The organism is Vreelandella sp. GE22, from assembly GCF_968212445.1.
On the sequence record NZ_OZ309110.1, the window covers coordinates 456,157 to 475,852 of the forward strand.

22 protein-coding genes are annotated in these 19,696 nt (G+C 63.0%); 8 read left to right on the forward strand and 14 right to left on the reverse strand.

Features of this window, described 5'->3' with window-relative positions:
* Position 1: 1 nt before the first annotated feature.
* Genes moaA through mobA form a run of 3 tightly spaced genes read right to left on the reverse strand, consistent with a single transcriptional unit; the run spans position 2 to position 2,878 of the window.
* Positions 2-994: a GTP 3',8-cyclase MoaA gene (gene moaA / locus ACWHRL_RS02230; RefSeq protein WP_447895056.1), complete on the reverse strand. Its 993-nt coding sequence runs from the start codon at positions 992-994 to the stop codon at positions 2-4.
* Positions 995-1,016: 22 nt separating this feature from the next.
* A complete protein-coding gene (locus tag ACWHRL_RS02235) occupies positions 1,017-2,276 on the reverse strand; it encodes a molybdopterin molybdotransferase MoeA (RefSeq protein WP_447895057.1) in 1,260 nt (419 codons plus the stop codon).
* Positions 2,273-2,878: a molybdenum cofactor guanylyltransferase MobA gene (gene mobA / locus ACWHRL_RS02240; RefSeq protein WP_447895058.1), complete on the reverse strand. Its 606-nt coding sequence runs from the start codon at positions 2,876-2,878 to the stop codon at positions 2,273-2,275. Before mobA ends, ACWHRL_RS02235 begins: the two co-directional genes overlap by 4 nt.
* Before the next feature lie 178 nt (positions 2,879-3,056).
* Here mobA and ACWHRL_RS02245 point away from each other — a divergent pair, with 178 nt between their 5' ends.
* From ACWHRL_RS02245 to ACWHRL_RS02260, 4 genes are all read left to right on the forward strand, one after another.
* On the forward strand, positions 3,057-3,383 hold the full coding sequence (locus ACWHRL_RS02245) for a DUF1244 domain-containing protein (RefSeq protein ID WP_447527655.1): 327 nt from the start codon (positions 3,057-3,059) through the stop codon (positions 3,381-3,383).
* A 13-nt stretch (positions 3,384-3,396) separates the two neighbouring features.
* Positions 3,397-3,906 carry a molybdenum cofactor biosynthesis protein B gene (gene moaB / locus ACWHRL_RS02250; RefSeq protein WP_447896143.1) on the forward strand — a complete coding sequence of 170 codons (510 nt, stop codon included), beginning with the start codon at positions 3,397-3,399 and terminating at the stop codon, positions 3,904-3,906.
* Positions 3,899-5,116: a molybdopterin molybdotransferase MoeA gene (locus ACWHRL_RS02255; RefSeq protein WP_447895059.1), complete on the forward strand. Its 1,218-nt coding sequence runs from the start codon at positions 3,899-3,901 to the stop codon at positions 5,114-5,116. Before moaB ends, ACWHRL_RS02255 begins: the two co-directional genes overlap by 8 nt.
* 336 nt (positions 5,117-5,452) lie before the next feature.
* Positions 5,453-6,298: a hypothetical protein gene (locus tag ACWHRL_RS02260; protein ID WP_447895060.1), complete on the forward strand. Its 846-nt coding sequence runs from the start codon at positions 5,453-5,455 to the stop codon at positions 6,296-6,298.
* Positions 6,299-6,309: 11 nt separating this feature from the next.
* Here ACWHRL_RS02260 and ACWHRL_RS02265 read toward each other — a convergent pair whose 3' ends face one another.
* The 7 genes from ACWHRL_RS02265 to ACWHRL_RS02295 all read right to left on the reverse strand — a co-directional run bounded on the left by ACWHRL_RS02265 (position 6,310) and on the right by ACWHRL_RS02295 (position 11,595).
* Complete coding sequence (locus ACWHRL_RS02265) at positions 6,310-7,476, reverse strand: glutathionylspermidine synthase family protein (RefSeq protein ID WP_447895061.1); 1,167 nt, start codon at positions 7,474-7,476, stop codon at positions 6,310-6,312.
* Between the two features lie 7 nt (positions 7,477-7,483).
* Positions 7,484-8,095, reverse strand: coding sequence for a DUF1190 domain-containing protein (locus ACWHRL_RS02270; RefSeq protein ID WP_447527659.1), 612 nt, complete (start codon positions 8,093-8,095; stop codon positions 7,484-7,486).
* Between the two features lie 10 nt (positions 8,096-8,105).
* Positions 8,106-8,516, reverse strand: a complete 411-nt coding sequence (locus ACWHRL_RS02275; protein ID WP_447527660.1) for a DUF350 domain-containing protein — start codon at positions 8,514-8,516, stop codon at positions 8,106-8,108.
* Positions 8,517-8,578: 62 nt separating this feature from the next.
* Entirely contained in the window at positions 8,579-9,295 is a 717-nt protein-coding gene (locus tag ACWHRL_RS02280) for a DUF2491 family protein (protein WP_447895062.1), read from the reverse strand.
* On the reverse strand, positions 9,295-10,374 hold the full coding sequence (locus ACWHRL_RS02285; RefSeq protein ID WP_447527662.1) for an ion channel: 1,080 nt from the start codon (positions 10,372-10,374) through the stop codon (positions 9,295-9,297). Before ACWHRL_RS02285 ends, ACWHRL_RS02280 begins: the two co-directional genes overlap by 1 nt.
* 48 nt (positions 10,375-10,422) lie before the next feature.
* Positions 10,423-11,118, reverse strand: coding sequence for a PspA/IM30 family protein (locus tag ACWHRL_RS02290; RefSeq protein WP_447895063.1), 696 nt, complete (start codon positions 11,116-11,118; stop codon positions 10,423-10,425).
* Positions 11,119-11,133: 15 nt separating this feature from the next.
* Entirely contained in the window at positions 11,134-11,595 is a 462-nt protein-coding gene (locus ACWHRL_RS02295) for a DUF2170 family protein (protein WP_447895064.1), read from the reverse strand.
* Positions 11,596-11,774: 179 nt separating this feature from the next.
* Here ACWHRL_RS02295 and ACWHRL_RS02300 point away from each other — a divergent pair, with 179 nt between their 5' ends.
* The 3 genes from ACWHRL_RS02300 (at position 11,775) to ACWHRL_RS02310 (ending at position 13,910) form a co-directional block, all read left to right on the forward strand.
* Positions 11,775-12,395, forward strand: a complete 621-nt coding sequence (locus ACWHRL_RS02300; RefSeq protein WP_447895065.1) for a cyclodeaminase/cyclohydrolase family protein — start codon at positions 11,775-11,777, stop codon at positions 12,393-12,395.
* A 143-nt stretch (positions 12,396-12,538) separates the two neighbouring features.
* A complete protein-coding gene (locus ACWHRL_RS02305) occupies positions 12,539-13,687 on the forward strand; it encodes an MFS transporter (protein WP_447895066.1) in 1,149 nt (382 codons plus the stop codon).
* Between the two features lie 34 nt (positions 13,688-13,721).
* A complete protein-coding gene (locus tag ACWHRL_RS02310) occupies positions 13,722-13,910 on the forward strand; it encodes a DUF1289 domain-containing protein (RefSeq protein ID WP_447527668.1) in 189 nt (62 codons plus the stop codon).
* On the opposite strand, the gene ACWHRL_RS02315 is transcribed toward ACWHRL_RS02310, so the two are convergent.
* The 4 genes from ACWHRL_RS02315 to ACWHRL_RS02330 form a co-directional block, all read right to left on the reverse strand.
* Entirely contained in the window at positions 13,907-14,950 is a 1,044-nt protein-coding gene (locus ACWHRL_RS02315; RefSeq protein ID WP_447527669.1) for an ABC transporter ATP-binding protein, read from the reverse strand. The genes ACWHRL_RS02310 and ACWHRL_RS02315 overlap by 4 nt on opposite strands.
* Entirely contained in the window at positions 14,938-16,644 is a 1,707-nt protein-coding gene (locus ACWHRL_RS02320) for an ABC transporter permease (RefSeq protein ID WP_447895067.1), read from the reverse strand. The genes ACWHRL_RS02315 and ACWHRL_RS02320 overlap by 13 nt, the downstream gene beginning before the upstream one ends.
* Positions 16,644-17,624, reverse strand: a complete 981-nt coding sequence (locus ACWHRL_RS02325; protein ID WP_447895068.1) for an ABC transporter substrate-binding protein — start codon at positions 17,622-17,624, stop codon at positions 16,644-16,646. Before ACWHRL_RS02325 ends, ACWHRL_RS02320 begins: the two co-directional genes overlap by 1 nt.
* 128 nt (positions 17,625-17,752) lie before the next feature.
* Positions 17,753-18,619 (reverse strand): urea carboxylase-associated family protein, encoded by an 867-nt coding sequence (locus tag ACWHRL_RS02330; protein WP_447895069.1) that lies wholly within the window; start codon positions 18,617-18,619, stop codon positions 17,753-17,755.
* Between the two features lie 210 nt (positions 18,620-18,829).
* On the opposite strand from ACWHRL_RS02330, the gene ACWHRL_RS02335 reads away from it, so the two are divergent.
* Positions 18,830-19,696, forward strand: a complete 867-nt coding sequence (locus ACWHRL_RS02335; protein WP_447895070.1) for a putative selenate ABC transporter substrate-binding protein — start codon at positions 18,830-18,832, stop codon at positions 19,694-19,696.

Sequence of the window (19,696 nt, forward strand, 5' to 3'; positions counted from 1 at the left end):
CCTAGCCGCCGGTCATATTCATGAAGCGCACCACTTGGACATCGCCGTCGGTGGTGAAGTGGTGACGCTCGGGTTTTAGCGGCAGCGCATCGATGATGGCGCGTTTGAGCGCGTCCATGTCGCCGGGGTGGCGGCGCATGACCGCGCGCAGGTCCACCGAGTGCTCGTTGCCCAAACAGAGTAAAAGCCGCCCCTCGACGGTGACGCGCACGCGATTGCAGCTTTCACAGAAGTTGTGGGTGTGGGGCGAAATAAACCCGACACGGCTGTCGCTGTCGCTCATTTGGTAATAGCGCGAAGGCCCGGGGGTCGTCACCGTGCTCGGGGTCAGCGGGTAACGCGCCTCGATTAGCGCCTTGACGTCGTCGCTCGAGTAGAAGGTCTCCGCCCGGGAATGATCCGACACATCCCCCAGCGGCATCTCCTCGATAAAGCTGATATCGAGCCCCTCACGGCGGGCGAATTCGACCAGATCCAGCACTTCGTCGTCGTTACGCCCTTTTAAAATCACCGCGTTGAGCTTGATGCGCTCGAAGCCCGCCTCCTTGGCGGCGCGAATGCCGTCGATCACCTTGTCCAGATCGCCGGTACGGGTCAGCGCCTTGAAGCGCTCGGGGTCGAGGGAGTCCAGGCTAACGTTGAGCCTTTTTAGCCCGCCGTCGAAAAGGCGCTTTGCATGCTTTCTGAGCCCGGCGCCGTTGGTGGTCATGGTGAAGTCGTCGAGCCCCGGCAGTGCGCCGATCTCGTCGACCAGGTCTTCGATGTTTTTACGCACCAGCGGCTCGCCGCCGGTCAGGCGGATCTTTTCGACTCCAAGCTCGGTAAATGCGCGGGCGAGGGTGGAAAGTTCTTCCAGGGTCAGCACCTTGGCCCGGGGTAGAAACGTCATCTCCTCACTCATGCAGTACACACAGCGAAAGTCGCAGCGGTCAGTGACTGAGATCCGTACGTAGTTGACCCGGCGGCCAACGCTGTCAATCAGTTGCTCGGTCATTGCCATCTCTCAAGCCTGTGAATTAGGGCAGTGTAGGCGATTGCGGCGAACGAAGCGGCTGAATAACGACTATCTCGCCTTCAGCGGCGGCCTCGAGCGCCTCGTTGAGTTCGATCAAACAGTTGGCCGCTACCATAGAGGTTAACATACCCGAGCCCTGGGCTTTGACCGCGCAAACGCGAAGCCTGCCTTGGGTATCGCAGCGGTATACCCCACGAATCAGGTCGGTGCGTGCCAGGCGTCCTTCGACCCGCGCGTCCAGCACCGCCGTCAGGCGCCGGGCCGGGCCGGGCGTTTGCCCCTCCAGGCGTGACAGCAGCGGCGCGACGAACTGATGAAACGTCACCATGGCCGCCACCGGATTGCCGGGAAGCCCGACAAAAGGGGTCTGATCATCGCCCAGATAGCCGCAGGCCAGCGGCTTGCCCGGGCGCAGCGCCACGCGCCAGAACACCAGCTTGCCCAGTTCTTCCAGCGCCGTGCGGGTGAAGTCCCGCGCCCCGGCGGACACGCCGGCGCTGGTCAACACTAAATCGCACTGCCCGGCGGCGTTACCAAGTGCGCTCGCAAGCGCCGCCGGGTCGTCGGGCAGTATGCCCAGATCGAGCGGCGTAGCGCCGTGTTCGCGCACAAGACCCATGAGCGCAAAGCGGTTGGCGTCATATATACCCGCCTCGGCCAGCGCCTCGCCGGGGGCGGTCACCTCGTTGCCGGTCGAAAAAAGCGCGACCACCGGGCGTTTGAAAACGCTGACCCTGGCAAAGCCGAGCGAGGCGATCAGCCCAAGCGCGGCGGCGTCCAAACGCGTGCCCGCGCTTAGCACGGTGGAGCCCGTGGCAATCTCTTCCCCGGCCAGGCGCACGTTCTGGCCTTTTGTTACGCGCTCGGCGGCGGTGAGCGTTACCCCCGCGCCGTGCTCATCGAGCTGCTCCTGGGCAATCACGGTGTCGGTGCCCGTGGGCAGCGGCGCGCCGGTGGTGATGCGTACGCAGGTGCCGGGCGCCACCGCGCCTTCGAGCGCCTGGCCTGCGAAGGCGCTGCCCGCCAGCGGCCAATGCCCTTGCCCCTCGCCAGGCCAGGCAAGTGCCACGCCGTCGAGGGCGGCGTTGGTGTATCGGGGCACGTCGAGCGGGGCAATGGCCGGCGCGGCCAGCCGGCGGCCAAAGGCTTCATCGAGGGGGATTTCTTCCACCCCCACCTGGCGGGGGATCAGCGCAGCCAGCGCCTCGCGCGCCTGGTCGACACCGAGGAGCGCATCGTTTTCGAAGCAGGAGAACGTCATGGGCGCCCCTTCGACTCGGCGCGGGCAAACGCCAGGTGCTGCTTCTCCGCTTCGCTATTGAGATTGACGAATGCGTCCTTGATATCCGCCATATCGACATTATGGGCGCCGTGGCGCTCGTACCAAAGGCCCAGCTTGCGCTCACCCGAGGCCAAAAAAGCGCCCAGATCCGCCGCCAGCGACGTGGCGATCAGCGCCACGGTCGGGTGGCGGCGCTCGCCATCGAAGGCCACGGCGATGTGGCCGTCACTGATCGCGGCGCTCAGGCGCTCGGCCAGCGTCGCCGGCAGCAGCGGCGTATCGCAGGGGACGACGAGCAGCCACGGCGTTTTCGCCGCTAAAAGCCCGCTGTAGATCCCCATGAGCGGCCCATGAAAGCCCGGCTCGACGTCCTCGATCACGCGGTGGCCGAACAGCTTATAGGCATCCAGATTGCGGTTGGCGCTGACGAGGATCTCGGCCACACGGCCCTGAAGCGGCGTCAAGGCGTGGGCAAACAGCGGCAAGCCCTCGAAGGGCTCGAGGCCCTTGTCGCGCCCGCCCATTCGCCGGCCTTCGCCGCCAGCTAAAATCATTCCGGTCAGTTCGTCTTGGGCGATCATTGAAATGCCTTGCGCGTGATGAGTGAGCCCGCCCCCGGCAAGCGGCGCTGCCAAGCGTTGAGTATAGACCCGAGCAGGGCCGGCGAGTGCCCGGGGTTTGTCATATTCGCAGCGGTGGAGGCGTTTTTAAAGCGTGTCTTTTGCTATGCTGGGAAACGTCCGACACCCGGGAGATATCATGCAAGCCTTCAACGAATTAGACCAGACGACCCAGACCGAGCTCGAAGCCGCCGCGTTTCGCAGGCTCCTCACCCACCTGGACGACAACAAGGACGTCCAGAACATCGACTTGATGATCCTGGCGGATTTTTGTCGCAACTGTCTCTCCAAGTGGCTGGTGAGCGCCGCCGAGGCGCGCGGCGAGACACTCGATTATGAAGCCGCCCGGGAGCACGTCTACGGCATGCCCTACAGCGAGTGGAAAGAGCTCTACCAAGCCAAGGCAACGCCGGAACAGCTGGCCGCCCTGGAGGCCCGCCAGGCGACAAAAGAGCACAAGGAGTAGCGCTTTGGAAACGATGGTGGCGTTGAATATCGCAGTGCTGACCGTATCCGATACCCGTGACGAGGCGAGCGACCGCTCCGGGGCGCTTCTGGTAGAGCGCCTGAAAGAGGCCGGCCACCGGCTGGTTGAAAAGCGTATCGTGGCGGATGACACCTACCGCATTCGTGCCCAAGTGGCGCACTGGATCGCCGAGCCCGAGGTCCAGGTGGTGATTACCACCGGCGGCACCGGCTTTACCGGGCGTGACTCCACGCCGGAAGCGGTCTGTGTACTCTTCGACAAGGAAATCCAGGGCTTTGGCGAGCGTTTTCGCCAGCTAAGCGGTGACGAGATCGGAAGCTCCACCATCCAGAGCCGCTGCGTGGGCGGGCTTGCCAACGCCACCGTCATATTCTGCTTGCCGGGTTCGACCGGGGCGTGCCGTACCGGCTGGGATCATCTTTTGGCCGAACAGCTCGACAGCCGCCACAAACCCTGCAATTTCGCCAACCTGGTGATCCCCGGGCGAGGCCAGCATGGGTGAACTCGCCCCCATCGAGCAGGCCCTTAAGGCGCTGCTTAGCGACGTCACCCCGCTTGGCGCCGAACACGTCACGCTTGCAAACGCCGCCGGCCGGGTAATGGCGGTAGACGCCGTGGCCACCCAGGATGTGCCGGCCTTCGATAACAGCGCCATGGACGGCTACGCCCTGCGCGCCGCGGACGCCGGCGGCTGGCTGCCGGTGTCCCAGCGTATTGCGGCGGGCAGCCCCGCCGCGCCTTTGGCGCCGAACACCTGCGCGCGCATCTTTACCGGCGGTGAGCTTCCCGAGGGCGCCGACTGCGTGGTAATGCAGGAAGAGGTCCAGTGCGGCGGCGAGCACGGCGACGAGCGCGCGCGCATTCCCGCCGGCATAGCCCCGGGTAATAGCGTGCGCCGCCGCGCCCGCGACGTCGCCAAGGGCGCCACATTGATCAAAGCCGGCACCCGGCTGAACGCCGCGGCGCTGGGCCATCTGGCGGGGCAGGGTATCGCGCACGTCGAAGTGAGGCGCCGACCTCGTGTGGCGCTTTTATCGACCGGCGACGAGGTCGTCGAGCCCGGTACCCCCTTGAAGCCAGGCCAGCTTTACAATAGCAACCGCCCGATGCTCAAGCACCTGCTGGAAACCTTCGGTGCCGAGGTCGTGCAGCTTGAAAGCGTACCGGACAGCGCCGAACGCACGCAGCAGTGTTTGAAAGAGGCCGCCGCGCTGAGTGACGTGGTGATCACCACCGGCGGGGTGAGCGTGGGCGAAGAGGATCACGTCAAAAACGCGTTGCAGATGCTGGGGCGGCTGGATCTCTGGCGGCTGGCGATTCGCCCCGGCAAGCCCCTGGCGCTGGGACGCCTGCCGCGAGAAGATGCAAGCTTTGCGCGCTTTGTCGGCCTTCCCGGTAACCCGGTGTCAGGCTTCGTGGGCGCGTGGCTTTTTTTGCGCCCGCTGATGGGGGCGCTGCTCGACTGCCCGGCGCTTGAAACGCTGCCCCGGCTAAGCGCCACCGCCACCTTTTCGACCACCACCGGCCCGCGCCAGCACTACATGCGCGTGAAGCTGGCCTTTACGGAGGCAGGTATCGAAGCAAGCGCCTTCCCCGACCAGGACTCCTCCGTGCTCTCCTCCTGCGTGGAGGCGGACGCCCTCGCCGTGATCGATCCACACCAGGCGGTGAGTCCTGGAGAGCAGGTCACCTGTCTATGGCTTTCGCCCTGACGCAGGGAGAGAGCCGGAAGAGGCGATGATCTGGAGCAAGGTTTTTTCATAACATGCGTTATAAAACTTGTACAAGGTGACCTTTTCAAAATTGGGTAAGCGACCGCGGCTGCTGTGAAAGAGAGTTAAATCACAGAGGTTCATGAATTTACTGAATTTTAACAAATGTACACTAAGTGTAATTATTTTGACAAAAGTGATACAGCTGGGTAGCTTGTAAAGGGTCAGATAGACATCCTTGCAGAGGAAGCAGTCATGTTGTCACTTTCCCACGAGACAACCTTGTGCGTTCTTCGGGCAGTCGCGGCCCAGCATCATAAGGCGAAGCATACGGACATGCTGCCCTGTGTGGGCACGCCGGAACGCGTCGGATTGGCCCATGCGCTCGAGCATCTGTTCGGCTCGCGCCAGTTAGCGCTTTCGGATACCGCCATTACGTTGAGTGAGTGGGCAACAGCGCTGGCAGGACACATCGAGATCGACTATTTGAACCTGTTTGATGCGACCACGGGTGCGTTTTGTAACCGATTGCAGCGCCCTTACCGCCATTCCGGGGCGGCCCTCCATCAGGAAGCCAGGGCGTTAAAGGCGCTTTTGGATTTGCCCGAGTCCAGCGAGCGCACCCTGATCAGTTGGCTTTCTCTGCAGACCGTTTCAGGCTTTATGCTGGGCGCCCTGCTACCTCAGGAGGCGAACTGGCAGACACGCTCGTTGTTCGATAGCGCGGGGGCTCTTTGGGAACTCAACGCCGGCGATATCATCGCCACCGATAGCCAGCGCTGGCGCCAGCTTGTCCAGCGCCTGCCCGCGCTTCCTGACGACATCACGGCCATCGCGACCACGCCGCTTGATGTGGTTACGTATCAAGCGCTCAAGGAGAAGGGGGTCGCCCATATCGTGGAGCTTTACAGCGAGCCTGCTCTGGGCGTTATCGCCGCTCGACGTTCGCAACAAGCGCCCTACGAGCTCTTGTCGCATTGGCACCCTACGGAAAGCGACGACTACCTGTTGCGCCTTTCAAGGGGAAGCGCGTTGAAGGAGGTCAAACTCTGCGAGCCGCTTTGCTGGGTAGGAGCGCGCGACTTCGTACTGCCGGAAGCTGAAACGGCAGCTAAACGTCTACCGGGCTGGGCGGGTCGTTCATCCGCCCAGCACCCGTTACAGGACGCCACGGCCGCTTAAGCTGTCGCTTTTTAAATGATCGCGTGGGGCACAAAGCAAGAGGAATCCTTGGTAATGCGCCCCACATCCTCGCGAATGCCCATTCCGCAGGCACGATCACCGATGACCCAGCTCCCCACCAGGGCGTGATACTGCCCAAAGCGCGGCATTGGGTGGTACGCCTGGCGAATCCAGGGGCTATCCACGTAGGGCCCGCTGACCTCTTCAAACTCGCCTTTATCGGTCATCATCGCGACGTTGCTACCCTCGCGGGAGAAAAACGGCTTGCGCACCCAGCCCGGCGCCAGCGGCGACTCGCCCGGCTTTTCGAAGTAGGCGGGCAACAGGTTGGGGTGGTTACGGTACTCTTCCCATAAAAGCGGCAAAATCCCCTTGTTGGAGAGTACCGCCTTCCAGGGCGGTTCGAACCAGTGGGTCGCAAGTTTGGGGATCATCTTGCCGAAGTCTTCAAGCGCCAGCTCTTCCCAGGGGTAGAGCTTGAACAGAGCGCCGATCGGCGCATCGTCCATATCCAAAAAGTAGTCGCCGCCGGGCTGGTAGCCGATATCCTCGGTGTGGATGAACGGCGCCTTGAGCCCTGCCTGCACGGCGATATCCTGTAGATAGTGAACCGTGGCGCGCTCCTCGACGTTGTCCTTGATACACGAGAAGTAGAGGGTGGCGTCGTCGAGGCGCTGACCGATATGGGCCAGGGCGCCCATCAAACGCTCGTGGACCGAGTTGAACTGGTCGGCCTGGCGGGGAATGAGCCCCTGCTGGATCGCCTGCTCGAGCCACACCCACTGAAAAAGCCCAGTCTCATAGAGCGAGGTCGGCGTATCGTAATTGAGCTCCAAAAGCTTCGCCGGGCCTGCCCCGACGTAGGCGAAATCCATACGCCCGTAGAGATGCGGCTGCCCGGCGCGCCAGGACTCAAAAATGGTGTCCCACATGAACTCAGGAATCGCCAGGCGCTGCATCAGAGCGTTGGAGTGACAGACCTTGTCCACCAGCGCCATGCACATTTCGTGAAGCTCCTCGGTGGGCGCTTCGATGTCGCGTTCCACCTGCTCCAGGGTGAACTGGTAGTAGGCGCTCTCTTTCCAGTAGGGCTCGCCGTCGATGGTATGAAAATGAAACCCCAGCTCATCGGCCAGGGTTTTCCATTGGGGGCGTTCGGCAATATCGACTCTCAACATGACGGTTTTAAGAGCCCCAGCCGCCGCGCGCCGAGGAGCGCGAGCCAAAGCCGCTGCGCTGGGTGGCTTGGCGGTTCTGCGTGGCGCTGGTGCGCATGGTTTGCTGGCGCTGATTGACGCGTTGGCTTGCCTGGTTGGTCGCCGTGTTCCAATTGCCCTGGTTTTGCCGGTTACGATAAACCGGCTCCTGGTAAAGGCCCCGGTTGGTGGCGCCGCGGCTGGTGCGCGACATCATGTTACCGACCATATAGCCCATCATGGCGGGCATGAACCAGCCGCCACCGCTACCGCCGGTGGCGGCCTGGGCCTGCTCCTCGGTCGGCGCGACGCAGGCGCCTTCGCCGTGTTCGGCTTCGCAGGCCTCGATGGATTCAAAGCGCGGCACTTCCTCGAGCGAGGCCTCGTAAGACTCCTCGCAAGCACTTTGGGTATAGACGTTCGCCGCGACGCACTCGTCGACGCTTTGGTAGCTGCGGGGGCTATCGAAGCTCACGTCGGTGACTTCCTCGGACTGGCCGCAGCCGGTGAGCGTAAAGGCGCCGGCGCCCATCAGCGCAAGCGAAAGACGCAGGCTGCGCTTGCGCTGAGGGAGGTGGGACGTTTGATCATGCTGGGTCATGAGAAGCTCCTTACCACGTCATCGAGGCGGCGTTGAGTAAACCGACCGCAATGCAAATACTGCCAACGAGAATGCCGTAGGCCATATGGCCTTCGCTGATATGCGTCGAAAGGCTCTCCCCCTGATTTTTGAGCACGACTTTCAGCCCAAAGAAGGTGGCCAGCTGCACGCCAAAAGCGATTACGCCCCACAGCAGAAAATCGATAAAGCTGATCGAGTTCGCCATGGCGCTGTAAAGCGGCAGAGTGAAACCCAAAATGGAGCCAGCGTAGGCCGTAGAGGCCGCCGCGTTGCCCTGGCGGATCAACTGCCACTCCTTGTGCGGGGTAATCCGGCTATAGCAGTACATGAAGGCGCCCAGCAAAATCAGCGCGCCGATCAAATAGCCTAAAAAGTGGGGCAAGCCCTGCAAATAATTCATGGTCGAGTCTTCCTTGTGAGCGAGTGGATCCTGGCCTTTGGATTAGAGTAAAGGCTTGGCGGTCAAATAGCATCAATATCTATCGAGGCTACGTCAACGCCCAGGTTTTCCACCAGCATGAAGCTGCCTTCTTCGTCGTTTTCGGCGCTCATGAGCACGTACTCCATGCGCTCGGAGCCCTCGATCGGGCGCTCGAACAGCATGGCGTGATGCACGACCTGGCGCGTCATCACGCTCTCGATGGTCATCACCTGCTCTTCGAACTGCACCGGCGGCGACCAATCGCTTGAAGGCTCACCCCAGAGGCGCTCGAAGCGGCGCTCGGTCTGGTCGCCGGTCGACTCGATCGTCAACTGTTTGGCGCCCAAGGGGCTTGCTGCCTTATCCTCCGGGTTCAAAAGCGCGTCGAACTCCACATCGGAAAGGTGGCTCACGCGGTAAAAGTCGAACAGCTTATACTCGACGACGCGCTGATTCTCGACGTTGGCCTGAAGCCAGGTATCGTTTTCCAGATAAAAACGCACCAGATGCGCGCCCTGGCCAAGCTCTATGTGGCCCACGGCGGCGATATGATAGTCCTGGTCGCTTTCCCAGCTAAAGAGCGTGTCCGGGAACGCGCCCAGCTCGTTGAGATCCAGGCGCACCCGGCCGTCCAGGCGAAGCCCCGCGAAGTCGTCGGAGGACATGCCGATCGGCAAGCCCGCGCTGAAGGTGGAGCCGCTCTCGGATTCGTTGGCGTTCTCGGTGTTGCCCAACAGGTTCTTCAAGGTCTTGAACATCAGTTATCTCTCCCTAGAGCCGCCTGGAAAAGGGCGACAAGGTCGCTGTCGCTCAAGCGGTTATCCCCCATGTAGTAAAGGGTGTCGCCCGCCGCTACGGCAAAATCGGCGGGCGGATTCAGCAGCTGGTGTTCGTCGCTGGCCGGGCGCCAGACGCCCAGCAGCGTCACGTTGTTGTGGGCCTTGGCCTGGGCCATCAGATCGCCGTAGCGCACGCTCTGCTCATTCGACAAGGTCATCGGCAGGCAGGCCTGGAACTGGGTGGCGCCCTGGCCGATGGCCAGCAGCTCGTTGACTACCCGGCTGATGCCTGCATCGGTCGCCGAACGTACCAGCATTTCGATGGAAAGGCCTTGGGTGCATTCGATACCCGGCAACGTACGGCGCAACATGTTGGCAGTCGAAGGGTTGTCGCAGTGGGCTACCATATGGCACTCCGGCGATTTTTGATCAAACACCGAAAGCGCGATGGTCGCTACGCGCTCATCTACCTTGTCGTAGATGATGATACGGCTGGCGCCCTTGATGCCCGCGCGGTCCAGCAATTCAGGGTCGGAAAAACTCTCGCCCTTGACGAACTTGATGCTGCCGGGCAAGGGGTTGTCGATATCCGTGGCGACGCAAAGCACGATATCGTCCGGAAGGTTAGGGTCCGCCTGCAGGATGCGGATGATATTGGCTGTGGGCTCGCCGTGCCAGCCGATCACGAGTGTATGGCCCGTCAGGCCCGCATAGTTCGCTTTACCTTGCACCAGCGTTCTCCATGTTGAGCTGATATTGGCCGTGGCCTTGCCGATGAATGCCGCAAACAAGATGATACCGCCGGGAATGACCCAAAGCGTGGCGGTCCACTGGCCGAGAGGCGTTTGCGGGCTGAAATCGCCATATCCCACGGTGGTGGTCGTGGTGACATAGAAATACATCCATAGTCGGAAAGAGCTTGCCACCGCTTCATCGGCATAGTCCATGACGGCCCAGGAAAGCGCCGAATGGCCGACCACCATCAGAAAGAGAAAGGTCCAGCTCACGCTGATGGTCGAGGCTTGAAGCGCCTTCAAAAGGCGCACAAGAATAGGCACTGCTCGCTCCTTGAGGACAGGCCCGCCCGTAGGCGGGCGCTTTGCCGGTTATGCTTGTGGGGTATTCTTCTTGGCCTTGATGCGAGCCAGCACGTCGTCGGCCTTGCGCTCGTTGGCGCCGATACCGGCGGCTTTCAGGCGGGTATCGAGGGAGGCGCCGCTCTCCTCGTTGGAGAGCTGCTCGGCGGCTTTCATCTGCGCAGAATCAAGCGCCTGGCGCTCGCGAATTCGCTCCAGAGACTCCATGGCGCTGCCCATGGCGCTATTCTGCCCGGAATGGCGCGCAGCCACGGCGGACTGGGCGCGTTGGGCGGACTCGGTCGCCTTGACCACGCTGACCTGTTGCTTGAGCTGGCGCAGCTGGTTTTCGGTGTTACGGATCGTGCCGCGCAGGCTCTCGATGCTCGTATCGAACTCGCCCACAATGTGCTGCTCGGCGTCCAGTGCGTCCTGTAGCGCCACGATACGCTCGGCGACTTCGGTGGCGAGCTCCTCTTCGCCTTTATCGAGGGCCGCCGTGGCGCTTTGCTCGAGCTCACCGATCTTGTTTTCGAGGGTGGCGACCTTGTCACTGTTGATCTGGCGCTGGCCCATCAGCCTGGCAAGCTCGGTTTTGGAGTCTTTCAGGTGTTGTTCGGAGTCGCGAATTTCCTGGTCCAGAATGCGTAGCGCCTGGGAATCGACCACCGCTTGGCCGGTTTCGTGGGCCTTGCCGCGAAGGGCCGTCATGATCTTGTTCAGCATGGGAACTCCTTGGGTTTAACGTGCCGGGTTGGAAAAATGTAGCTGGATGAGCCTGGCCACTTCCATCGCCGCGCTCGCCGTGGCGTGAAGCTCGGCGCAGATCGAGGCGAGCCTCGAGTCACCGAACAGCTGGCCATAGGCCACGTAGTAATCGTACCCGTCGATCTCGACGATACCGACGGAGGCCAGCGGAAGCGCCAAGCCCTGGCGTAGCAGCTCTTCGTTGAGGGCGGCGTTATCGCTTACGCTGGTGACGGGGGTGATGGGCGTCATCGCCAGCCACTCGTCGTCGTTTTTGGAAAGCGTCAGCGTCAGGTTGCCGTAGTCGAAAAGCGTCCAGATCAGCGTCTGGTTGGCATCATCGAGCTGTACGTCGGCGCGGGGCCACTCGAGCTCGCCTTCCTGATCGGCGGTGGCTATTACGCGCTCATAAAGCTCGGCTGCGGTGGCGGCGGGGGTATCGCTAAACGTCGTCAAGAGTGAGACTCCTTGTAAAAAAGCGTCCATGGAAACGTATTAAACGGTGTCAACATTCAAGATACTACCTGAACGCTTCTCCACATGCTGGGCAAATGAAGTAACCTTAAAAAAGTCCACTCAATAAGACCCGATACCCTCGCGGGAGTTCGCCGCGCGGGCCGCCTCGAGGAATTTTCATGACCCATAACGCAGAACACGCCGGGCTCTGGTCAAAACGCCTGACGGACTTTAGCGACGGCCTGGCTCACGCGCCCATGCCAGGCTGTGGCGCGGCGGCCGGCGTGACGGCAGATTTTGGCCTGGCGCTGATGCTCAAGGGCCTGCATCTGGGCCAAAAGCACCAGCCAAGCCCTGCGCACGCCGCGCTGATCGAACAAGGCGAGGCGCTCAAGCGGGCGCTTGCGCCGCTGGCCGACGAAGATGTGGCCGCGTTCGAGGCGATGATGGCCGCGCTGCAAAAACCCAAGGACACCGACGACGAGCAGCGCGCCCGGAAGAAGGCCATTCATAAGGCCGCTAGCCGCGCTGTCGAAGTACCGCTGGAAACCGCCCGGTGCTGCGTCGAGGCGCTGGCGCTTGGTCAAAAGATCACGGCGCAAATCGAGGCGCAGTTTGAAAGCGACGCCACCGCCGGGGCGCACCTGCTCAGCGCGGCCGTTCAAAGCGTGCTGCTCAACGTCGACGCCAATCTTGACGCGCTAGGGAGCGAGGAGGAGAAGCGCCGTGTGCAGCAGGAAGTCGATGCGTTAAAAAGCCGTTTTGCTGACGCGCGCCAGGCACTTTCGCTCACGCCGTGATGTCCTTATCGGTTAACCCCCGCACTGCTATACCGCCTGATGCTGGTGGCTAACGCGCCGGAGCGCCACTACGGCGTTTCGCCCTCGGTCTATCGTCAGCGGTTTCACCACGGCCGCGACGCGATCCCTCAAGGAGGCGCCGCATGCCCATGACGGTCGTACTGCTTTCGCTGTGCCAGGCGCTGCTGGTGAGTGGCAACATCCTCTTGATTGCCGTCTCGCCGCTGGTGGGGGCCGCACTTGCCCCTGACCCAGCGCTTGCCACGTCGCCGGTGGCCAGCCAGTGGATCGGTTTGATGTGCGCCACCGTGCCCGCTTCGCTCGTAATGGGCCGGCTCGGGCGTAAGCGCGGCTTCGTGCTTGGCAATCTGGTCGGGCTTGCGGGCACCGGGGTGGCCATGGTCGCGCTCGGGGTGGGCCACTTTCCGCTTTTCCTGCTCGCGACCTTTTTGATCGGCGTGGGCCTCGGCTTTGGGCAGCTCTACCGCTTCGCTGCGCTTGAGGCCGCCGAGGCGCGCCACCGCGAGCGCGCGTTGGGGCTCGTCATGGGCGGCGGGCTGCTGGCCGCGTTCATCGGCCCCTGGCTTGCCCGGTTCAGCCGCGAACTCTTTGATACCGCGTTTCTGGCAAGCTTCGCGGGCCTGGCCGTGCTCTATGTGCTGGCGCTTTGCCTGCTGCTCGTCACCCGGTTGCCGGTGGCGTTTGAACATGCACCCGCAGGCGAGCAGCGCCCGCTGAGCGCGATTTTGCGCCAGCCCGCCTTCGTTGTGGCGGTCGTTTCGGCGATGGTCGGCTACGCGGTGATGAACCTGGCGATGACGGCGACGCCGCTGGCCATGGCCCACGCCGGCCACGGCTTCGACCAGGTGGCCATGACCATTCAGTGGCACGTGGTGGCGATGTTCGCGCCTTCGTTTTTCACCGGCCCCTTGATTGCCCGGGTGGGCGCTCGCGCGGTGATCGTTATCGGCTGCCTGCTGTTGGCGGCGAGCACGCTGGCCGCCCAGTACTCGCTGACGTTTGCCGGGTTCAACCTGGCGCTGGTACTGCTGGGCTTGGGTTGGAACTTTACCTTTCTGCCGGCCACGGGGCTGGTGAGCCAGGCGCACCGCCCGGCAGAGAAAGCGCGGGTGCAAGCGGCCAACGAGTTTCTGGTGTTTGGTTGTGTCGCGCTCTCGGCGCTGCTGGCGGGGCCGTTGGTGAGTACGCTCGGCTGGGCGGCGCTCAACGCGCTACTGCTGCCGGTGGCGCTGTTGCCTATCGCCTTGCTGGCGTGGCAACGATACCGGTAGGATCGCTTTTTTATGTTTGAGGCCCGCGTCACTGATGGCTCAGAAGATCGAAAGCCCCTGTATCGCCGTGTGTAAGCTTCAGGGCGAGCTCTGCATCGGCTGCGGGCGCAGTATGGAAGAGATCCGTACGTGGTCCGCCATGAAGCGCCCGGAAAAAATGGCCACCCTCGAGCGCGCCGAGCAGCGGCGCAAGAAGCTTGCTCGTCCGCGCGATGAGCGCTAATCCCTTTCCAGACACCACCCCTGGGTCAGCGTGAGCGCCACCTGCTGACCCGGGGCGAGCGCGTGCGGGTGATAGGCCATGAGCGTGCTGTCATCCGCAAGACGCAGGTGCAGCTCGAAGCGCTCGCCGCGAAAGGTCTGGTGCTCGACCCGGGCGGTTAGATCGCTGGCGGTAGGCGCGTGCGACTCGATGCGGACATGCTCCGGGCGCACCAGCACGGGCTGGGTACGTTCGGTTTCACCCGCGCTCATGCCCCGAGTAATATCGTCCGCTTGCAGGCGCTGTCCCGTGGCGCCGGCGGCCATCATCAGTTGGCTCCCCTGGCCGATAAAGCTTGCCACCCACTGGCTTCGCGGCTCGCGGTAGAGGGTTTCCGGGGTGGCCCACTGCACGAGCTTACCGTCGCGCATCACCGCGATGCGATCCGCCAGGGCCATCGCCTCGCTCTGGTCGTGGGTCACGTAGACCAGGGTGGCGCTGGTGCGGCGGTGAAATTCGGCAAAGCTCTGCTCCATGGCGGCGCGCAGGTGGCGATCCAGGTTGGCCAAGGGTTCATCGAGCAGTACCACCGCCGGGTCGGTGGCCAAGCAGCGCGCCAGGGCTACGCGCTGGCGCTGGCCGCCGCTTAATTCCTGGGGCGTGCGGGTGGCGTAATCCTCGAGCGACACCAACGCCAGGGCCTGCTCGACCTGGCGTTTATACGCCTCGCCGCGCACTTTTTTGAGCTTCAAGGGGTAGCCGACGTTGTCCGCTACGCTCATGTGCGGCCATAGCGCATAAGACTGAAACACCATCGCCATCTGGCGCTGCTCCGGCGGCACGTGGTGGCTCGGGCTTGCCAGCAGCGTATCGTTCAGGCGGATTTCGCCGCGCGTGAGCTGCTCGAAGCCGGCCAGCATCCGCAGCATGGTGGTCTTGCCGCAGCCGCTGGGGCCGAGCAGCGCCACGAATTCGCCGGGTTCGACGGCCAGCGAAAGTTCGTCCACGGCGGCGTGCGCGTCAAAATACTTGCTGACGCCTTCGATGGTTAGCGCTGCCATGGTATGACTCCTTTGGGTAAGCGGGGGGCCAGCAGGCTCAGCGACAGCATCAGCGTGGCGACCATGCCCACCACCAGCACCGATACCGCCGAGGCCAGCACGCTCTCGCCGCCTTCATCCAGGTTGAAAATCAGCACGCCCAGGGTTTCGTTACCCGCGCTCCATAAAAGCGCCGAGACGGTGAGTTCGTTGACCGCCAGTAAAAATACCAACAGCCCCCCGGCAAACAGTGCCGGCGCCACCAGCGGCAAAATGATCGTACTAAGCCGCCGCCAGGGGCCGGCGCCGGCCAGTTGGGCGGCTTCTTCAAGCGAGGAGTCGAGCTGGGCCAGGCTTGCCGCCACCGGCTTCAAACACACCACCAGAAAGCGCGCGAGATAGGCGATGAAAATCAGCCCCAGCGTGCCGTAGAGCGCCACGTTCACCACGGGAATCGGGCGCACGAACAGCAGAATGCAGGCGATGGCGAGTACCACGCCGGGCAGCGCGTAGGGCAGCTCCACCGCGCTTAGGGTCAGGTTTTGAAGCCTGGGCGGCAGGCGCTGCAGCCGGTAGGCCAGCGGCAGGCTCACCGCCATCAATACCAGCGCGGCGCCGCCGGCGAGCCACAAACTGTTGCTCACCGCCCGCCAGGTCACCCCCTGGCGGCTGAGAATTTCCACGTAGGCGCCAAGAGTCAAGGTGGTCGCGTCGAGGGGAACGCCCAGGGCGGGCACCAGGGAGCTGACCACGAGCGCTGCCAGCGGGGCGACGAGAATCACCAGCAGGACTGCGACGAGGAGCGTGGTGACGAGCGCGCGGTAGCGGCCCAGCGCGAAATCGTGGGCGCGGCCGCTATGGCCGGTCAGCCCGTAACGGCTACGGCCCATGAAGTGCTGTTGAAGCGCCACCCCCGCCAACGCCACGATGCCGATCAAAAGCGAAAGCGCCGCCATCTCGGAAAGCACGCCGGTGCCGAAGCTCGCCATGCGCTGATAGATCAATGTGGGCAGCACGTAGTAGCCCGCGGGAATCCCCAGCATGGCGGGGATGCCGAAGTTACCAAGGCTCGAGATGAACGCCATGGCGGCCCCGGCGACCAGCCCACTGCGAGTGACCGGTAGCACGATATGCCCCCACACCTGGGACTGGCGCGCGCCGCTGATGCGGGCGGCCTCGACCAGCTCGCGGGGCAGCGACAAAAGCGAGGTACGCAGCGCCAGAAAGACCAGCGGCGCGCTTTGAATGCCGAGCAGCAGCGCAATGCCTTCGGCGGAGTAGAGCGGCTGGGGGCTACCCAGGGGCGGGGCCATGCCGATACTCTTGAGCAGCGGGCTCGCCGGGCCAAAAAGCTGCAGCCAAGCGAGCGCCGTGACCTGAGGCGGGATCATCATGGGCAGCATGAAGCAGAACACCAGCGCCGCCTTGCCGCGAATATCGGTGAGCGTGATCACGAAGGCGAACAAACTGCCGAGCGTGAGCGCAATGAGCATGCCGAGCCCGGAGGTGTAGACGCTATGCCAAAGCGCGCGCCAAGTGGCGGCGCTTTGCACGACGCGCCAAAGCGGCGCCTCGCTGCCCTGCGTCAGATCCCCCAGCGCCTCGATGAGTAGTCGCACACTCGGCACCAGGCTCAGCAGTACCACGGTAAGCGTTAAAAGCGTTAGCAGCCCGCGCTCTTGGCCACCGGCGCGGGGGGCGAATGTTCCCCGCATCAGCCGCCGAACAGCTCGCTAAAGCGCGCTTTCAAGGCTTCTTCCTGTTCGAGGGTCTGGGCGGTGTCCACGGGCATCAGCTCGATGGTGTCGCGCGCCGGGAAGCCTTCCGGCGCCTCGATATCCGTACGGGCGGGCAGGTAGCCCTGGCGGGTGACCAGTTCCTGGCCCTCTTGCGAGAGTACGAAATCGACGAACTTTTGGGCGGCGTCGACGTTCTCGGCGCCTTCCATGATGGCGACCGGCTCGGTTACCGCGCTCACACCCTCTTCGGGGAACACGAACTCGACCGGCGAGCCCTTGGCGGCTTCGCGAATCGGCAGAAAGTCCACCACGATACCGTAGGCCTTGGTGCCCGCAGCGACCGCGTTGAACACGCCGCCGTTGCCGCTTTGCGCCTCGGCACGATTGTCGCGCAGCGCTTCATAATACGCCTCACCCAGGTCGGGGTGGTCGGTTACCGCTGCCATGTGAATCAGCGCCGCCCCGGAGTAAAGCGGGCTTGGCATGGTCACCAGACCTTCGTATTCCGGGCGGGTCAAATCCTGAAAGCTGGTCGGCTGCTCCTCGGCCCCGGTGTTGTAGACGATACCGGTGGTGATCAGCTTGGTGCCGTAGTAGTAGCCTTCCGGATCAAAAAGCTCACTATCAAAAGCGTCGCGCTCGGGGCTCTCGTAGGGCTGCAGGTGGCCGTCGCGTTTCAAGGACTCCATGGTCATGCTGTCGGCAATCAAGAGCACGTCCGGGTTGCTCACCCCGGCGGAAAGCTCCGAGCGAAGGCGCGTCATCAACCGCGTGGTGCCATCGCGCACCCGCTCCACCTCAATGTCGGGATTCGCTTCCATGAAGGCGTCGACGGTTTGCTGGGCGTCGCTTTGGGGCTGGCTGGTGTAGAGCGTCAGCGTGTCGTTGGCCTGGGCCGCGGCCGACAGAACCAACGTAGAGAGCGTAATGGCAGTGCAGAGTGAGCGTTCGAGCATCGAAACATCTCCAGAGGGGGGGTAGGCGCTGTCCAGAGTAGGACCGTTACCTTACAACCTTGTGACATTGGACGATAGCCAGTACGTCTTCTTCTCCGGCCGCTAAAAACGCGGCCGGAGGTGACGGTTTACTCGCCCTGTTGCTTGATGGCCGCCCAATCCACGCCGGGCGCCTGGCGGCCGTGGCGACCCTTGTAAGGCGCCGGCTCGGGGGACTGCCAGTCTTTCAGCAGTGCCGGGTCGAGTTGGTAGATCTCCACGCCCAGCGGGTTACAAGTCTGCAGCGGATCCCGGGCGTTTTCGCCCCATAGATCGACGGAGAGATCACCCCCGGGGCAGCACGACAGCGCGCAGAGCAGGTCGGTCTCGGCGAAGAACTCCAGGTAGTCGCCCTGGCGGGCGGGGCAGGCTTTCATGAAGTACTTGTCATCGCGGTTGAGCCCGGTGCACTGAAAGATATTCAGCACGTCGTGGACGTCGAATTCGGTCAACCCCCAGGGTTCGACGGCGCGCACCAGGTTCGAGTGGCAGTGAAAGTCGAAGTCTTCGCCGGTGAGTAGGTGATTGACGTAGGGGTCGCAGCGCGTGCCCAGCAGGTCGTGGACGCGCCCGCCTTCGTCGTCGACACCGTACTCACTCAGGGTGTCGTCGATGATCGTCGCCATCGGCCGAAGGTAAGGCAGGGTCGACCAGAGGCGGTCGTAGGTGCTGACGTGGGCGCGCTGGAGCTGACGGGTACGCGAGGCCCACATGCGCTCGCGCGGGTTGTGCAGGTTCCACAGGTTGAAGTCCCCCACCTGGGGGCCGTCGGTGATCTTGACGCGAAATACGTGGCCGGCGGGCACTTTCCAGGCCAGGCCGTCGCGGATCGGCACCGTCAGGTCGGCGATTTGCTCGCGGGCGCCGGCACGCTCGGTGAGGCGATCATAAAACGCCGTATCGACGTCCAGAATCGAGCCTCGACTCGCCCGGTAGGCGGCGGGTACGTCGGACATGGTGATTATCTCCTCTCGATGGTGGTAGCTGTATAGCAGTGAACATCAGCGGCTATCGCAAGTAAAAGTTAAGCGATAGCGTACGCATTCTTAAACACCCCAGACCCTTGTGGGCTTTTAAAGCTGCTATGCTGCAACGAGGTTTTCTTCGGCGCATTGGGCGCCGGTTTTTTATCAACGTAATACTTCACTATAAAAAGGAATGCTCTCATGTCTCGCCAACCGTTGCTGGCCCGTGCGGCCGTACTGTTAGCGCTTGCCTCGCCGCTGGCCGCCGCCGACACCCTGGTCTTCACCGCCATTCCCGACGAGGACGAAACGCGCTTGCAGCAGCGCTTTCAGTCGGTCGCCGACTATCTTTCCGAAGAACTCGATGTCGACGTGCGCTTCATTCCGGTGACCTCTTACGCCGCCTCGGTCACCGCGTTTCGCAACAACCAGGTGCAGCTGGCCTGGTTCGGCGGCTTCACCGGCGTGCAGGCCCGCGAGCGGGTCCCGGGCTCCCAGGCGATCGCCCAGGGCGTCGAGGACCCGGAGTACAAGAGCTATTTCATCGCCAACGCCTCGACCGGCATCGAGCCGGTGGAATCCGACACCGCGCCGGAAGCCCTCGAGGGGCTGACTTTTACCTTTGGCTCGCAAAGCTCGACCTCCGGGCGGCTGATGCCGGAGTACTTTTTGACCCGGGATTTGGGTGCCTCGCCGGATGAGCTCTTCTCCCGCGTGGGTTACAGCGGCAACCACAGCCGCACGGTATCGCTGGTGCAGTCCGGCGCGTATCAGGCGGGGGTTTTGAGCTACACCGCCTGGGAGAACGAGGTGGAGCAGGGCAACGTCGACCCGGAGCAGGTGCAGATCGTTTGGGAATCCCCCACCTATCCGGATTACCACTGGACCGTGCGCGGCGACGTGGACGAGCGCTTCGGCGAGGGCTTCACCGAGCGCCTCCAACAAGCGCTTCTGGACATGGACGACCCGGAACTGCTGGCGAGCTTCCCGCGCTCGGGCTTCATTCCCGCCTCGAACGAGGATTTCCAGCCGATTCATGACGTGGCCGTCTCGCTGGACCTGCTGTAA

Excerpts from the sequence above, each read along its gene's own strand:
- moaA (WP_447895056.1), bottom strand. The coding sequence starts at position 994 with ATGACCGAGCAACTGATTGACAGCGTTGGCCGCCGGGTCAACTACGTA.
- ACWHRL_RS02235 (WP_447895057.1), bottom strand. The coding sequence starts at position 2,276 with ATGACGTTCTCCTGCTTCGAAAACGATGCGCTCCTCGGTGTCGACCAG.
- mobA (WP_447895058.1), bottom strand. The coding sequence starts at position 2,878 with ATGATCGCCCAAGACGAACTGACCGGAATGATTTTAGCTGGCGGCGAA.
- ACWHRL_RS02245 (WP_447527655.1), top strand. The coding sequence starts at position 3,057 with ATGCAAGCCTTCAACGAATTAGACCAGACGACCCAGACCGAGCTCGAA.
- moaB (WP_447896143.1), top strand. The coding sequence starts at position 3,397 with ATGGTGGCGTTGAATATCGCAGTGCTGACCGTATCCGATACCCGTGAC.
- ACWHRL_RS02255 (WP_447895059.1), top strand. The coding sequence starts at position 3,899 with ATGGGTGAACTCGCCCCCATCGAGCAGGCCCTTAAGGCGCTGCTTAGC.
- ACWHRL_RS02260 (WP_447895060.1), top strand. The coding sequence starts at position 5,453 with ATGCTGCCCTGTGTGGGCACGCCGGAACGCGTCGGATTGGCCCATGCG.
- ACWHRL_RS02265 (WP_447895061.1), bottom strand. The coding sequence starts at position 7,476 with ATGTTGAGAGTCGATATTGCCGAACGCCCCCAATGGAAAACCCTGGCC.
- ACWHRL_RS02270 (WP_447527659.1), bottom strand. The coding sequence starts at position 8,095 with ATGACCCAGCATGATCAAACGTCCCACCTCCCTCAGCGCAAGCGCAGC.
- ACWHRL_RS02275 (WP_447527660.1), bottom strand. The coding sequence starts at position 8,516 with ATGAATTATTTGCAGGGCTTGCCCCACTTTTTAGGCTATTTGATCGGC.
- ACWHRL_RS02280 (WP_447895062.1), bottom strand. The coding sequence starts at position 9,295 with ATGTTCAAGACCTTGAAGAACCTGTTGGGCAACACCGAGAACGCCAAC.
- ACWHRL_RS02290 (WP_447895063.1), bottom strand. The coding sequence starts at position 11,118 with ATGCTGAACAAGATCATGACGGCCCTTCGCGGCAAGGCCCACGAAACC.
- ACWHRL_RS02300 (WP_447895065.1), top strand. The coding sequence starts at position 11,775 with ATGACCCATAACGCAGAACACGCCGGGCTCTGGTCAAAACGCCTGACG.
- ACWHRL_RS02305 (WP_447895066.1), top strand. The coding sequence starts at position 12,539 with ATGCCCATGACGGTCGTACTGCTTTCGCTGTGCCAGGCGCTGCTGGTG.
- ACWHRL_RS02310 (WP_447527668.1), top strand. The coding sequence starts at position 13,722 with ATGGCTCAGAAGATCGAAAGCCCCTGTATCGCCGTGTGTAAGCTTCAG.
- ACWHRL_RS02315 (WP_447527669.1), bottom strand. The coding sequence starts at position 14,950 with ATGGCAGCGCTAACCATCGAAGGCGTCAGCAAGTATTTTGACGCGCAC.
- ACWHRL_RS02320 (WP_447895067.1), bottom strand. The coding sequence starts at position 16,644 with ATGCGGGGAACATTCGCCCCCCGCGCCGGTGGCCAAGAGCGCGGGCTG.
- ACWHRL_RS02325 (WP_447895068.1), bottom strand. The coding sequence starts at position 17,624 with ATGCTCGAACGCTCACTCTGCACTGCCATTACGCTCTCTACGTTGGTT.
- ACWHRL_RS02330 (WP_447895069.1), bottom strand. The coding sequence starts at position 18,619 with ATGTCCGACGTACCCGCCGCCTACCGGGCGAGTCGAGGCTCGATTCTG.
- ACWHRL_RS02335 (WP_447895070.1), top strand. The coding sequence starts at position 18,830 with ATGTCTCGCCAACCGTTGCTGGCCCGTGCGGCCGTACTGTTAGCGCTT.